At 69.8% G+C, this 14034-nt stretch carries 16 protein-coding genes; 3 read left to right on the top strand and 13 right to left on the bottom strand.

Annotated features, from left to right (window positions below; all coding sequences use genetic code 11):
• Positions 1-193: 193 nt before the first annotated feature.
• The 9 genes from ubiB to rlmE form a co-directional block, all read right to left on the bottom strand.
• Positions 194-1867: a 2-polyprenylphenol 6-hydroxylase gene (gene ubiB, locus P6166_RS17170; RefSeq protein WP_277765651.1), complete on the bottom strand. Its 1674-nt coding sequence runs from the start codon at positions 1865-1867 to the stop codon at positions 194-196.
• A gap of 40 nt (positions 1868-1907) precedes the next feature.
• Entirely contained in the window at positions 1908-2399 is a 492-nt protein-coding gene (locus tag P6166_RS17175; RefSeq protein ID WP_277765652.1) for a CinA family protein, read from the bottom strand.
• Between the two features lie 70 nt (positions 2400-2469).
• Complete coding sequence (hflX, locus tag P6166_RS17180; protein WP_277765653.1) at positions 2470-3786, bottom strand: ribosome rescue GTPase HflX; 1317 nt, start codon at positions 3784-3786, stop codon at positions 2470-2472.
• A 14-nt stretch (positions 3787-3800) separates the two neighbouring features.
• Positions 3801-4073: an RNA chaperone Hfq gene (gene hfq / locus P6166_RS17185; RefSeq protein ID WP_057644440.1), complete on the bottom strand. Its 273-nt coding sequence runs from the start codon at positions 4071-4073 to the stop codon at positions 3801-3803.
• Positions 4074-4145: 72 nt separating this feature from the next.
• Positions 4146-5129, bottom strand: a complete 984-nt coding sequence (gene miaA, locus P6166_RS17190; protein WP_277765654.1) for a tRNA (adenosine(37)-N6)-dimethylallyltransferase MiaA — start codon at positions 5127-5129, stop codon at positions 4146-4148.
• Complete coding sequence (gene folP / locus P6166_RS17195) at positions 5129-6034, bottom strand: dihydropteroate synthase (protein WP_277765655.1); 906 nt, start codon at positions 6032-6034, stop codon at positions 5129-5131. The genes miaA and folP overlap by 1 nt, the downstream gene beginning before the upstream one ends.
• Positions 6035-6194: 160 nt before the next feature.
• Positions 6195-6692, bottom strand: coding sequence for a hypothetical protein (locus tag P6166_RS17200; RefSeq protein ID WP_277765656.1), 498 nt, complete (start codon positions 6690-6692; stop codon positions 6195-6197).
• A gap of 213 nt (positions 6693-6905) precedes the next feature.
• The gene (gene ftsH / locus P6166_RS17205; protein ID WP_277765657.1) at positions 6906-8834 is read right to left on the bottom strand and encodes an ATP-dependent zinc metalloprotease FtsH; all 1929 of its coding nucleotides are present in this window, start codon (positions 8832-8834) and stop codon (positions 6906-6908) included.
• Positions 8835-8900: 66 nt separating this feature from the next.
• Positions 8901-9533 carry a 23S rRNA (uridine(2552)-2'-O)-methyltransferase RlmE gene (rlmE, locus tag P6166_RS17210; RefSeq protein ID WP_130319996.1) on the bottom strand — a complete coding sequence of 211 codons (633 nt, stop codon included), beginning with the start codon at positions 9531-9533 and terminating at the stop codon, positions 8901-8903.
• Between the two features lie 65 nt (positions 9534-9598).
• On the opposite strand from rlmE, the gene yhbY reads away from it, so the two are divergent.
• A complete protein-coding gene (gene yhbY, locus P6166_RS17215; RefSeq protein WP_277765658.1) occupies positions 9599-9904 on the top strand; it encodes a ribosome assembly RNA-binding protein YhbY in 306 nt (101 codons plus the stop codon).
• A gap of 11 nt (positions 9905-9915) precedes the next feature.
• Positions 9916-10296 carry an Mth938-like domain-containing protein gene (locus P6166_RS17220; protein WP_277765659.1) on the top strand — a complete coding sequence of 127 codons (381 nt, stop codon included), beginning with the start codon at positions 9916-9918 and terminating at the stop codon, positions 10294-10296.
• 90 nt (positions 10297-10386) lie between these two features.
• On the opposite strand, the gene P6166_RS17225 is transcribed toward P6166_RS17220, so the two are convergent.
• Genes P6166_RS17225 through surE form a run of 4 tightly spaced genes read right to left on the bottom strand, consistent with a single transcriptional unit; the run spans position 10387 to position 13265 of the window.
• Positions 10387-11169 (bottom strand): peptidoglycan DD-metalloendopeptidase family protein, encoded by a 783-nt coding sequence (locus P6166_RS17225; RefSeq protein ID WP_277765660.1) that lies wholly within the window; start codon positions 11167-11169, stop codon positions 10387-10389.
• Entirely contained in the window at positions 11166-11780 is a 615-nt protein-coding gene (locus P6166_RS17230; protein WP_277765661.1) for a YqaA family protein, read from the bottom strand. The genes P6166_RS17225 and P6166_RS17230 overlap by 4 nt, the downstream gene beginning before the upstream one ends.
• Positions 11781-11799: 19 nt before the next feature.
• Positions 11800-12477, bottom strand: coding sequence for a protein-L-isoaspartate(D-aspartate) O-methyltransferase (locus P6166_RS17235; protein ID WP_277765662.1), 678 nt, complete (start codon positions 12475-12477; stop codon positions 11800-11802).
• A complete protein-coding gene (surE, locus tag P6166_RS17240) occupies positions 12474-13265 on the bottom strand; it encodes a 5'/3'-nucleotidase SurE (RefSeq protein WP_277765663.1) in 792 nt (263 codons plus the stop codon). Before surE ends, P6166_RS17235 begins: the two co-directional genes overlap by 4 nt.
• A gap of 102 nt (positions 13266-13367) precedes the next feature.
• Here surE and P6166_RS17245 point away from each other — a divergent pair, with 102 nt between their 5' ends.
• Positions 13368-13913: a Smr/MutS family protein gene (locus P6166_RS17245; protein ID WP_130319871.1), complete on the top strand. Its 546-nt coding sequence runs from the start codon at positions 13368-13370 to the stop codon at positions 13911-13913.
• Positions 13914-14034: the final 121 nt, after the last annotated feature.

Consider the following 14034-nt stretch of genomic DNA (forward strand, 5'->3'; position numbering starts at 1 on the left):
TTTCGGGACCGTAGGCGACATGGATGTCGCCTACGAGCCTCCATGGATGGATTCACGGCGTGTCCCGAAAGGGCCCAGGCCCCGCAGGCCGCGCCGCGATCCCGGCAAGCCGGCCCACATCGAAGGCCAGCCAAACCACCGACCGCGAACACGCCCCCAGAAGAAAGCGGCCGCAGGGCCGCGACAACACCCCCTACCGACTCCGCCAGATCGCATACAAAATCCACAGCCCGCAAAGCCCGGCCCCGACGAACCCCGCCACCCCCATCGCCAGCAACCACCGGCTGGACACCCCGCCGATGCTGTTCATCACGATCGAAGAGCCGATGATCAGCGCCGCCGTCACGATGCCCATCGTCAACCGGTTCGCCGCCCGGTTGACCTGGTCGCCGAAGCCCTTGAGCGCCTCCGTCTCCACCCGCAACTGCAACCGCCCCCGCTTGGCCGCCTGCAGCAGCCGCCGCAGGTCGCGCGGCAGATCGCCTGCCAGCTCCAGCAGTCCTCCCACCCCGCGCCGCCCGCGCTGCCACATCTGCGCCGGCGAAAAGCGCTCGAGCATCACCCGCTGCAGGTACGGCCGCGCCTCGCTGGCCATGTCGAAATCCGGATCGAGCTGCCGCCCCATGCCTTCCAGCGTGAGGAAGGCCTTGATCATCAGCGCCAGGTCCGGCGGCAGCACCAGCGAGTGGTCGCGCAGGATGCCGGTGATGTCGGCCAGCATCTGCCCGATGCGCAGCTCCTTCAGCGGCACCCCGCGGTACTGCGCCACGAACAGCGCCACGTCCGTCTGCAGGCGCCCTTCGTCCACGTCCAGCCCGCCGTCGGCCCACGCCAGCAGCACATCGGTCACCGCCTCGGCGTCGTGCTCCACCGCGCCGTGCAGCAACCGCGCGATCTCGAAACGCCGCGCTTCGGTGAGTCGCCCCACCATGCCGAAGTCGATCACCCCGATGCGCCCGTCGCGCAGGTAGAAGATGTTCCCCGGATGCGGATCGGCGTGGAAATAGCCGTCCTCCAGCACCATCTTCAGCACGATGCCCGCGCCGCGCCGCGCCAGCGCCACCCGGTCCAGGCCGGCCGCGTCCACCCCGGCCAGGTCGCGCCCGGGAATTCCATCGACGAAGTCCTGCACGTTGAGCGAGGCACAGGTCCACTGCCAGTGCACCGCGGGGATGAAGATCTCCGGATGGCCGGCGAAGTTGGCCGCGATCTTCTCCGCATGCCGGCATTCGGCCGCGAAATCCAGTTCGCGGCGCAGCGACACGTTGAACTGCCGCACCACCTCGGTGGGCCGGTAGCGGCGCAGGTCCGGCGCATGCGCCTCGATCAGCTCCGCCAGCCGCGCCAGCAGGCGCAGGTCCGCCTCGATGGTCTCGCCGATGCCGGGCCGGCGAATCTTCAGCACCACCGCGCGCCCATCGTCCAGCCACGCACGATGGGTCTGCGCCAGCGAGGCGGCCGCCAGCGGCTGCTCGTCCAGCCGCGCGAAGATCTCCTCCGGCGGCGCGCCCAGGTCGGCCACCAGCTGCGGACGCACCTGCGCGAACGGCAACGCCGGCACCGCGTTCTGCAACTCGCTCAACTCGGCGATCCAGTCCGGCGGCAACAGGTCCACGCGCGTGGCCATCACCTGGCCGAGCTTGACGAAGGTGGGGCCCAGTTCCTCCAGCGCGCGGCGCACGCGCGTGGCGGCGGACATGCGCAGCATCTCGTCGGCGTTGTGCCAGTGCAGCAGCCGGCCGGCGCGCTCCAGCCATTCGGCCAGGCCGATGCGGCGCACGATGTCGCCGAAGCCGTAGCGGATCAGCACCGAGGCGATCTCCTGCATCCGCCCCAGGTCGCGCACCGTGCCCAGCGCCTCCCACATCAGCGCGCCCTCCCCTGGCCGGCCCGAGGCGCCGCCGCGTTCACAGCAGCGCGCTCAACCCGCGCAGCGCGGAGGCCACGGTCTGGCGGCGCACCGCGTCGCGGTCGCCGTCGAAATGAAATACCTCGGCCTTGGCGTAGCCGCCGCGCCGCTTCCAGCCGATCCACACGGTGCCGACCGGCTTGTCCTCGCTGCCGCCCCCCGGGCCGGCAATGCCGGTCACCGCCACGGCGATGCTCGCACCGGAATTGACCAGCGCGCCGGACACCATTTCGATCACCGTCTCCCGGCTCACCGCGCCATGCACTTCCAGCGTCTGCGGGCGCACGCCGAGCAAGGCCTGCTTGGCCTCGTAGCTGTAGGCGGCCATGCCGCAATCGAACCACGCCGAGGAACCGGCCACATCGGTGACCGCCTTGGCGATCCAGCCGCCGGTGCAGCTCTCCGCAGTGACCAGGCGCTCGCGCGCGCCGTGCAATTGGTTTCCCAGCAGCTCGGCGAGCTGCCGCAGTTCGGCATCGGTGGGACTCATGGCGGATCGGGTCGGGGGATGGCTGCCTTTGTAGCCCAATCCGGCAGCGCTGTCGCCCCGACCGGCGCGGTCACCATTCCTCGGCGGGCGGCTCGGGCAGCAACGCGCGGATCGGTGCGCCGTCGTGGCCGGCGGCCAGCCGCTCGGCCTCGGCGATGGGGATATCGACCTGCAGCAACCACCCGTCCTCGTCGGCCTGCTCGCCCTGCACCACTTCCAGCGCGTGCAGGCGCGAACGCAGGCGGCCAGCCGACGGCGGCAAGCGCAGCGAACCGGTGACATGCTGCAGGCCCAGGCGCTGGCCCAGCACGCGCTGCAGCAGCTCCAGGCCACGGCCGTCGCGCGCGGAGATCCACACGCGCTCGCGGCGTGCCTGGTCGGGCACGCCGTCCTGCGCATCGTGGCGCACTTCGGCGCCTTCGATGCGGTCGATCTTGTTGAACACCAGCAACTGCGGCAACTCGCCCGCGCCGACGGCCTGCAGCACCTCGTCGACCTGCCGAATGCGGTCCTCGCGCAACGGATCGGCCGCGTCGACCACATGCAGCAGCAAGTCGGCCTCGCGCGCCTCGGACAAGGTCGAACGGAACGCCGCCACCAGTTCGTGCGGCAAATCGCGCACGAAGCCGACGGTGTCGGCCAGGATCACCTGCCCGCCCGGCAACGCGATGCGGCGCACGGTCGGGTCCAGCGTGGCGAACAACTGGTCGGCCGCGTAGGCCTCCGCGCCGGTCAGCGCGTTGAACAGCGTGGACTTGCCGGCGTTGGTGTAGCCCACCAGCGCGATGCGCGGCAGCTCGCTGCGCACGCGCGCGCGGCGCATCTGCGTGCGCTGCACTTCCACCTTCTCCAGCCGCTTCTGCAACTGTTCCACCCGCTTCTGCAGCAGGCGGCGGTCGGTTTCCAGCTGCGTTTCACCCGGGCCGCGCAGGCCGATGGAACCGCCGCGCTGGCGCTCCAGGTGGGTCCAGCCGCGCACCAGCCGCGTGGCCAGGTGGCGCAACTGCGCCAGCTCGACCTGCAGCTTGCCTTCGTGGCTGTGCGCCCGCTGGGCGAAGATATCGAGGATCAGGCCGGTGCGGTCGATCACCCGCCGCTGCAGCGCCCGTTCCAGGTTGCGCTCCTGCACGGGCGAGAGCGAGTGGTTGACCAGCACCAGGTCGGCGCCGGTCGCATCGGCCGCCGCCTTGACCTCTTCCAACTTGCCGCTGCCGATCAGCGTGGACGGGCTGGGGCGGTCGATGCGCGCGGTCAGCGTCGCGGCCACGGTGGCGCCGGCCGACTTGGCCAGGTCCACGAACTCCTCGAGCACATCCTCCTCGGCAGGCCCACCGGCGTGGGTCTGGATCAACAGCGCGTGTTCGCCTCGCTTGGAGCGGTCAAACACGCAGAACTCCGGTATTACTCGACTTCATCTTCCGCCTGGGAACCATCATTGGACTGCACATAGCCACCGCCCGGCCCGACGCGGACATTGCGCGCCGGCACGACGGTGGAAATGGCGTGCTTGTAGACCATCTGGCTGACGGTATTACGCAGCAGCACCACGAACTGGTCGAAGGACTCGATCGTCCCCTGCAGCTTGATCCCGTTGACCAGATAGACCGAGACCGGCACCCGCTCCCGACGCAGGGCGTTCAGAAAAGGGTCCTGCAAGGATTGCCCCTTGGACATCGCACACGCTCCGTTATTGTTCTTATGCTCCCGGTCGACCCGCTTTCCCCAGCCGGTTCCGGAACGGTGATGTTACACGCCCGTTGCCGGCACGCCAGCACCCTTTGTGGCGAAGAACGCGGCAAGTGCCTGTTCAAGCTGACCGCCGTCACGCTCCGGGTCGAACCAGCGCGCGTCCAGCTCGCCGCGCAGCCAGGTCAGCTGCCGCTTGGCGAGCTGGCGGGTTGCCTGAATGGCCTTTTCGCGGAAGCTGGCCGCATCGGTCAGCCCCTCCAGGTGCTCCCACGCCTGGCGGTAGCCGACCGCGCGCACGGCCGGCAGGTCCAGCGGCGCGGCCACGGCCTGCATCTGCGGCAGTGCGCGCAGGTGTCGCACCTCGTCGAGAAATCCTTCCGCCAGCATGGCGTCGAAGCGGCGCGCGATGCGTTCGTGCAGCACTGCGCGTGCTGCGGGCGCGAGCACCAGCTTGAGCACGCGCAGCGGCAGGCGCGGCCCGGCCGGTTGCGCCTGCCAGTGGCTGATGGGCTTTCCGGTCAGGCGATGGACCTCCAGCGCACGCTGGATGCGCTGCGGGTCGGTGGCGTGGATGCGCGCGGCGGCGAGCGGGTCGATCCCGGCCAGCTGGCGATGCAACGCCGGCCAGCCGACGGTTTCGGCCTGCGCGGCGATGTCGGCGCGGATCGCCGGATCGGCCGGCGGCATCTCGGCCAGCCCGTCGAGCAACGCACTGAAGTAAAGCCCGGTCCCGCCGGCAAGGATCGGCACGCGCCCACGCGCGAGGATGCCGTCGATCGCCGTGCGCGCATCGGCGGCGAACTCGGCGGCCGAATACGTCTGCCAGGGATCGCGCACGTCCAGCAGGTGGTGCGGCACCGCCGCTTGCAGCGCGGCGTCCGGCTTGGCCGCGCCGATGTCCAGCCCCCGATACACCAGCGCCGAATCGACGCTGACGATTTCCCCGCTCAGGCGCTGGGCCCATTCGATCGCCAGCGCGGTCTTGCCGCTGGCGGTCGGGCCCATCAGCGCGATCGCCCGCGGCCGGCGATCGGCCGGCATCAGTCTTCGTCCGGCCAGCGGATCGCCGGCGCGACAGCGGCGCGATCCTGGCGCGGCGCGGGCACCGCGTCGATCGCCGCCCACACCTTCAATGCGTCCACGGTCGGCGCCACGTCGTGCACGCGCAACAACAGTGCGCCGCGCTGCGCGGCCACCAGGTGCGCGGCCACCGAACCGGCCACCCGCTCGCCGGGCACGCTGCGCCCGGTGATCTCGCCGATGCTGCGCTTGCGCGACAGCCCGGCCAGCAGCGGCAAGCCGAATTCGACGAAGCGCTCCAGCCCGGCCAGCAGCTGCAGGTTGTGCGCGGTGGTCTTGCCGAAGCCGAACCCCGGATCGAGGATGAGCCGGCGCTTGTCGATGCCGGCCATCTCCGCGGCGAAGATGCGCTCGGCGAGGAAGCGGTGCACCTCGGCCACGACGTCGTCGTAGACAGGGTGGTCCTGCATCGAACGCGGCTCGCCGAGCATGTGCATCAGCACCACGGGCACGCGCAGTTCGGCGGCCGCATCCAGCGCGCCGGGCGCGCGCAGGCCGTAGATATCGTTGATGAGGCCGGCGCCGGCGGCGACGGCCGCGCGCATGACCTCGGGCTTGAAGGTGTCGATGCTGATGGGCAGCGCGGTACGCGCGGCCAGTTGCTCGATCACCGGCACCACGCGGCGCAGTTCTTCCTCCAGCGGGACGGGCTCGGCGCCCGGCCGGGTGGATTCGCCGCCGATGTCCAGCACGTCGGCCCCTTCTTCGGCCAACTTCAAGCCGTGGGCGACCGCCGCCTCCACGCTGTCATGCGCGCCCCCATCGGAGAACGAATCCGGGGTGACGTTGACGATGCCCATCACCCGCGGGCGGTCGAGCCGCAGCGCGCGGCCGTTGCAGTCCAGCACCAGGGCGGTATCGAACATCAAGCGCTCCGCGCGCGTGGACGACGCGCCATCGAGCGAACCGGACGAAGAATGGAAAACGGCATGGGGCGATCTCTGTGCAACCGATCGCCATTGTCGCGCAGCGCGCGCGCCGCTGCCTACGGGGAGGCCGGCGCCGCGCGGCGGCGCCGGCGGCAGGTCACTCCAGGTCGCCGAGCGTGGCGCCATCCTTGGGCGCGGCGAGCCAGGCGGCGATGTCCTCGCCGACCGCGTTCACGGTGCGGTCCAGCACCGAGCACGAGCCCTTGTAGGCGCCCCACATGCCACCGCGCGAATTGCGCCGCGCCACGAAGGTGGCGACCTGGGCGCCATCGCGCAGCAGCGCGCCGCGCACGGTCACCGACTTGTGGTGGCCGATCCAGGCGTTGCCGTCGCTGACCGCATCGGCGATCTCCAGCTTGAGCGCCTCGCCCGGCACGTCGCTGAGCGGCGCCGGCACGAAGGCCACCTCGCGACCGACGGCCGCGGCCTCGCGCTTGATCGCTTCGGCCAGTTGCACCTCGATCTTGCACTCGCTCTTGATCTTGCCGGCGATGATCGAACCGTCCGCATACGGCACCGGGTTGAGCATGCTCACCGGCGCGGCCTGCGCGCTGCCGGCGGCCAGCACCGCCAGGACCACGAGAATCTTCTTCAACACTTCCCCCTTGCGCCCGCCTGGCTCGATGGCCCGCGCGGTGGCGGGCCATGCCGCGGCGGAACCACGCACGCTCCGGTGCGCGCATGAAGTGTGCCCACGCCGATGGCGGCCCGTCCATCGGGGGCTTCCCGACATTTTCTCCACGGCGTGCCGCGCAAAAAAAACGCGCCCCGTGGGGCGCGTTTCGTTCCTTCCTGGCGGTGGGCCGCCTCAGACCTGCTCGGCCGGCCCGGCGATCGGCGGCAGCGGCCGCGAGGAGTTCTTGTCGTTGCCATCCTTGCCCGACTTGCCCCAGCCCGCCGGCGGCGGCGGATCGCGGCCTTCCATGATCGCGTCGATCTGCGGCGCGTCGATGGTCTCGTACTGCAGCAGCAACTGCGACATCGCATGCAGCTTGTCGAGGTTGTCGGTGAGGATCTGGCGGGTCTTGCCGTAGGCCTTGTCCAGGATCGAGCGCACGACCTCGTCGATCTTGCGCGCGGTCTCGTCGGAGACGTTCTTGTGCTGGGTCACCGAACGGCCCAGGAACACCTCGTCCTCCTCCTCGCCGTAGGCCACCGGGCCGAGCTCGTCGGACAGGCCCCACTTGGTGACCATGTTGCGGGCCATCTTGGTGGCGCGCTCGATGTCGTTGGAAGCGCCGGTGGTGACCTTGTCCTCGCCGAAGATCAGCTCTTCGGCCACGCGCCCGCCATACAACGAGCACAGCTGGGACTCGATCGCCACGCGGTTCATCGAGTACTTGTCGCCTTCCGGCAGGTACATCGTCACGCCCAGCGCGCGGCCGCGAGGAATGATGGTGACCTTGTAGACCGGGTCATGCTCGGGCACCAGGCGGCCGACGATGGCGTGGCCGGCCTCGTGGTAGGCGGTGAGCGTCTTCTCGTCCTCGCTCATCGCCATCGAGCGACGCTCGGCGCCCATCAGGATCTTGTCGCGCGCGCGGTCGAAGTGGTCCATGCGCACTTCCTTGGCGTTCTCGCGCGCGGCGAACAGCGCCGCCTCGTTGGCGAGGTTGGCCAGATCGGCGCCGGAGAAACCCGGCGTACCGCGGGCGATGACCATCGGCTCCACGTCGTCGGCCAGCGGCAGCTTGCGCATGTGCACGCGCAGAATCTGCTCGCGGCCCTTCACGTCCGGCAGGCCGACCACGACCTGGCGGTCGAAGCGGCCCGGGCGCAGCAGCGCCGGGTCCAGCACGTCCGGGCGGTTGGTCGCGGCGATGACGATCACGCCCTCACCGCCCTCGAAGCCGTCCATCTCCACCAGCAGCTGGTTCAGGGTCTGCTCGCGCTCGTCGTGACCGCCGCCCAGGCCGGCGCCGCGGTGGCGGCCGACCGCGTCGATCTCGTCAATGAAGATGATGCACGGCGCGTGCTTCTTGGCCTGCTCGAACATGTCGCGCACGCGGCTGGCGCCGACGCCGACGAACATCTCCACGAAGTCGGAGCCGGAGATCGAGAAGAACGGCACCTTGGCCTCGCCGGCGATCGCCTTGGCGAGCAGGGTCTTGCCGGTACCGGGCGGGCCGACCATCAGCACGCCGCGCGGAATCTTGCCGCCCAGCTTGGTGAACTTAGAGGGGTCGCGCAGGAAGTCGACCAGTTCGCCGACCTCTTCCTTGGCCTCGTCGCAGCCGGCCACGTCGGCGAAGGTGATCTTGACCTGGTCCTCGCCCTGCAGCTTGGCGCGCGACTTGCCGAAGGACATGGCGCCCTTGGCGCCACCGCCGCCGCCCTGCATCTGGCGCATGATGAACAGCCAGAAGCCGATGATCAGGATCACCGGGAGGAAATTGAACAGGATCGCCGCCCAGCTGATGCCGTTGCTGGGCTTGTCGCGCTTGAGTTCGATCTTCTTCGCGTACAGCACGTCCACCAGCTTGTCGTCGGCCGGGCCGAACAGCGTGCCCTGGGTGCCGTCGGTGCGGGTGTAGCGGATCGAGTTGGCGGTCAGCGTGGTGTCGTCGGTGATTTCCACCAGCTTGATGCGGCCGTTGTCCACATCCTGCAGGAACTGGGTGTAGCTGATGCTTTCACCCGCACCGCCCGCCGTGCGTGGCGAGAAGCTCTGGAACACCACCATCAGCACGACGGCGACCACCACCCACAACAGCAGATTCTTGGTCAAGTCGTTCATCCTCATTGGCTCCGGTGTCCCTCTCTGGCTCTCTATGTACGGCGGTTCGCGATTGTCTGGGGCAGCTTACTTGATCTGGGCCCGCTTGCCCTGCCCCAGGGCGTACACCTCCGGCGAGCGCTTGCGCGAGGCCTCGGGCTTGCGGATGGACACCTTGTCGTAGCGGCGGCGCAGCTCGCGGACGTATTCATCGAAACCCACGCCCTGGAACAGCTTGATCAGGAACGCGCCGCCCGGCTTGAGGTGGTGGTCGGCGAAATCCATCGCCAGTTCGGCCAGATGCATCATCCGCGGTTGGTCCACCGCGTCCATGCCGCTCTTATTGGGGGCCATATCCGACAGTACAAGGTCCACCGGCTGGTCGCCCAACATCGCTTCGAACTGCGATAGGACGGTTTCCTCCCTGAAGTCACCATGAAGGAACTCGACCCCGGCCAGCGGGGGCATCTCCAGGATGTCCAGCGCCAGCACGCGGCCACGGTCGCCCATCTGCTTGCGGACCTGCTGCGACCAGCCGCCGGGCGCGGCGCCGAGATCGACCACGACCATGTCCGGCTTGAGCAGGCGGTCGCGCGCCAGCAGCTCCTCGAGCTTGTAGGCGGCACGCGAGCGCATGCCCTCCGACTGGGCCTTTTTCACGAACGGATCGGAAAAATGCTCCTTGAGCCAACGTTGGCTGCTCTTGCTGCGGGAGGCCATGGTCTGGAAGGTCAACAGGGCCGGCCATGATACCCTGAACCCCCTTGGCTTCCCGTTCGACCTGCATGTCTACCGCGCTTACCTCCGCCCAGAACCGTTTCCTGCGTGGCATGGCCCATGATCTCAAGGCCCTGCTGCAGACCGGCGGCAAGGGGGTCACCCCGGCGTTCGTGGCCGAGCTGGACGAGGTGCTGGAACGCCATGAGCTGGTCAAGGTGAAGGTCGCCGCGGAAGACCGCGAAAGCCGCGACGCGATGATCGAGGAGATCGTCGGCCAGACCGGCGCGGCCCTGGTGCAGCGCATCGGCCACGTGGCCGTGCTGTACCGGCCGAGCAAGGACAAGCGCCAGATCGTGCTGCCGCGCGGCTGAGACCTGCCGCCATGCAGCTGAGCGAAGACCGCCCCGACTACGAATTCGCCCTGCGCGCGGCCGACGGCCGCCACGCCAAGGTCAACGACCGGGTGCTGTCGCGCAGCTTCATCCTGGCGCCCGACCGGCTGGTCGAGGACTGGCCGGTGGCCGACCTGGCTACCCTGCAGCCCGAGGACATGGACGCGGTGCTGGCCCTGGCGCCGGCCCTGGTGCTGCTGGGCACGGGCAGTCGCCAGGGTTTCCCGGAACCGGCGGTGCTGGCGGCCTGCCTCACCCGCGGGATCGGCCTGGAAGCGATGGGCAACGATGCCGCCGCGCGCACCTACAACGTGCTGGCCGCCGAAGGCCGCAAGGTGGTGCTGGCGATGATCCTGGAGCGCGCTCCCTAGACCCTTCCGCCACCGGAGGGGAATGACGCCGTCGCCACGGCCGGCACGCACGACGCGCCGGCTTTCCGCGACCGCGCGGCTGGCCCCGCCTTACTTCTTCGGCAGGTAGATCAGCGGATCGACCGGCTTGCCGTTGTAGCGGATCTCGAAGTGCAGCATGTCGCGCGTGGCGCCGCTGCGGCCCATCTCGGCGATCTGCTGGCTGGCCTTCACGACCTGCCCTTCGTTGACCAGCCGCTTGCGGTTGTGGCCATACGCCGACAGCCACTGCTCGTTGTGCTTGATGATGATCAGCTCGCCGTAGCCCACCAGGCCCGAGCCCGAATACACCACCACGCCGTCGGCCGCCGCCTTCACCGCCTGGCCGTTGCTGCCGCCGATGTCGATGCCTTGCTTGGTGGTCTCACCGGCGACGAAGTTGCCCACCACCACGCCGTCCGCGGGCCAGCGCCAGCTGAACCCGCTGGCCGCCGGCGTGGGCGTCGGGGCCACCGGCGCCGGGCGCGACACGGCCGGCGCAGCCGCCGAGCCGCCACCACTGGCCGGCACCGGACGCGAGGCCACGGCGCCGCCGCCCGGATAGAGCTTGAGCGTCTGGCCGGGATAGATCGTGTCCGGCGAGGACAGGTTGTTCCAGGCCGCCAGGTCCAGCGGGCTGACGTTGGTGCGGCGGGCGATCGCGTACAGCGTGTCGCCCTTGTTGATGGTCACCGTGGCGCCGGGGCGCGCGACCGAGGTGCGCGGCACCGACCCGCCGCCGCCGCCCGCGCCATTCTTCTTGACCACCGTGGCGGTACCGCAGGCGCCCAGCGCCAGCGCGGCCATCGCGACGATCCACGGACGTGCCATCGTCCCCATGCGCTTCATGCTCATCCGAATTTCGCTCTCCAAATCACCCAACCGGCCAAGCCGACCAGGACCAGGCTGGCCAGCCAGCCTACCGGCTCGATCCAGCGATGCAATGCCGCCTCGGCACGCGCGCCGCCCAGGCGGATCGCACCGGCCACCAGGTACACCCGCTTGCCGCGGCCGACCGCCATGCTCGCCAGGAACGGCAGGATCGGCACGCCGACCACGCCCGAGGCCCAGGTAAAGATTTTCAACGGAATGGGGGTGAAGCCGGCGAGCACGAGCAACCAGAACGCGCGCCAGGGCGATTCGGCCACCACGGCGCGCAGGTGCGCGACCTGCTCGTCGATCTTCGCGCTCCAGCCCAGCCATTCGATCAGCGGGTGCAGCGCGGCGAAGGCGAAGTGCCCGAGCAGGTAGCCCACCATCGCGCCGCCGAGCGAGCCCAGCAGGCTGAGCGTGGCGAACCACATCGCGCGGCGCGGCTGCGCCAGCGACATCGGCGCGAGCATCACCTCCGGCGGCACCGGGAAGATGAAGCCTTCCAGGAAACTCAGCCCGGTCAGCAGGCCCGGGGCCCGGCGGTGACGCGACCAGCGGATCGCCAGGTCATAGAGGGGCCCGAATATCTTCATCGCGTCTCGTCCGTGGGATTCAGTCCAGCATGCCCGACAGCAGCGGCACGAACGTGACCGGCGCCAGAACCTCCTGCGCGATGCCGCCTTCGGCGTCGCGGCTGAGCTGCACCAGCGATTGCGAGGACGGCCCGCCGACCGGCGCGACCAGGCGGCCGCCCGGGGCGAGCTGGTCGATGAGCGCATCCACCAGCGCCGGCGCGGCGGCAGTGACGACGATGGCGTCGTAGGGGCCGTGCTCCGGCCAGCCGATGCGGCCGTCGTCGTGCTTGCTGCGCACGTTCATGCCGAGCTGGCGGAAGCGCTTGCGCGCCTGCCGCAGCAGGTCGCCGATGCGCTCCACGGTATGCACTTCCAGCCCCAGCGCGGCGAGGATGGCGCCCTGGTAGCCGGAACCGGTGCCCACTTCCAGCACCTTTTTCGGTTCGACCTGGAGGATCGCCTCGGTCATGCGCGCCACCACCCAGGGCTGGGAGATGGTCTGGCCGTGGCCGATCGGCAGCGCGGTGTCCTCGTAGGCCCGCGAGGCCAGCGCCTCGTCCATGAACAGGTGGCGCGGCACGGTGCGGATCGCATTGAGTACGCGCTCGTCGCCGATGCCGGCCTCGCGCAGGCGCTCGACCAGGCGGTCGCGCACGCGCTGGGAGGTCATGCCGATACCGACCGCTTCCGGCTGCAGGCGCAGGCGCGGGGTCACGCCAGCCCCTCGCCGGCCTCGTCCATGGCGGCGGTGAGCCCGCCGACCCAGCCGGCGACCTTCTCCAGCGCCTGGTAGCGCGTGAGGTCGACATGGATCGGCGTGATGGAGATATGGCCGGTGCGCACGGCGTGGAAATCGGTGCCGGGGCCGGCATCCTGCTCGGGGCCGGCCGGGCCGATCCAGTACACGGTGTTGCCGCGCGGATCGACCTGCGGCAGGCAGGCTTCGGAGCGATGCCGGTTGCCCAGGCGGGTGGTCTCGAAGCCGCGCACCTCGTCCCAGGCCAGGTCGGGCACGTTGACGTTGAGGATGGTGTCGGCCGGCAACGGGTCGGCGGCCAGGCGGGCGACGATCTGCACGGCGGCGCGCGCGGCGGTTTCGTAATGGCGCGCGTCGTGCTTGTGGGTGACCAGCGAGACCGCCACCGCGGGCAGGCCGAGGAAGCGGCCTTCCATGGCGGCCGAGACGGTGCCGGAGTAGATGACGTCGTCGCCCAGGTTGGCGGAATTGTTGATGCCGGAGACGACGATGTCCGGGTCGTAGTCCAGCATGCCGGTCAGCGCGAGGTGCACGCAATCGGTGGGCGTGCCGGCGACGCTGCAGGTGTAATGGTCGATGCGCTTGGTGCGGATCGGCAGGTCCAGCGTCAATGAATTGCTGGCGCCGGAACGATCGCGGTCGGGCGCGACCACCATCACCTCGTGGCCGGCGCCGCGCAGATGTTCGGCGAGAATCTTGATGCCGGGGGCGTCGACACCATCGTCGTTGCTAACCAGTACGCGCATGGGACTCCTCGAAAAGCCGCCCCATGATACCGGATGCATCCACGTGCTTGCCGGCCGCCGGTCGCCATTTGCGCGAACGCCGGCGCAGGCTACGCTGTGCGCATGTCGCATTCCGAAGACGAAGACCAGGACGACGCGGCGCTGTTTCGCGCGGCGATCGGCGAGGTGAAGCCGATCCGCCAGCCACAGGCCGATGCGCCGCAAAAGCCGCGCCCGCGCCCGCGCGCACGGATGGCCGAGCGCGACGAGGCCGAAGCGCAGGGCGAGTTCGCGCGGCTGCTGCGCGACAGCGCGCCGCTGGAGGCCGGCGACACGGCGAGCTACCGGCGCGAGCAGTTGCCGGCGCGCTTGTTCCAGCGGCTGCGCAAGGGGCAGTTCTCGGTGCAGGACGAGTTGGACCTGCACGGTGCGACGGCGGCGCAGGCCGAGGCGATGCTGCGGCAGTTCCTGCTGGAGGCGCACGCGCACGAGTTCGGGTGCGTGCGGATCATCCACGGCAAGGGCATGCAGTCCGATGGCGGGGTGCCGGTGCTGAAGAACCTGGTGGATCGGCTGCTGCGGCAGCGCAACGATGTGCTGGCCTTTCACTCCGCGCCGGCGGCGCAGGGGGGGACCGGGGCTTTGTTGGTGCTGCTGGCTAGGAAGTGAGGGGGGGTGTTTTTGGGGTTGCGGCGGCCGGTGGGCGCCGTTTTTGTTTTGTCGCGGGGGGTTTTGGTTTGTTTGGCGTCGATGTGTGTCGGGGGTGTGGGGTGTTTTGGGCGGCCCGCGG

The organism is Stenotrophomonas sp. HITSZ_GD, assembly GCF_029543105.1.
Lineage (GTDB): Bacteria > Pseudomonadota > Gammaproteobacteria > Xanthomonadales > Xanthomonadaceae > Stenotrophomonas_A.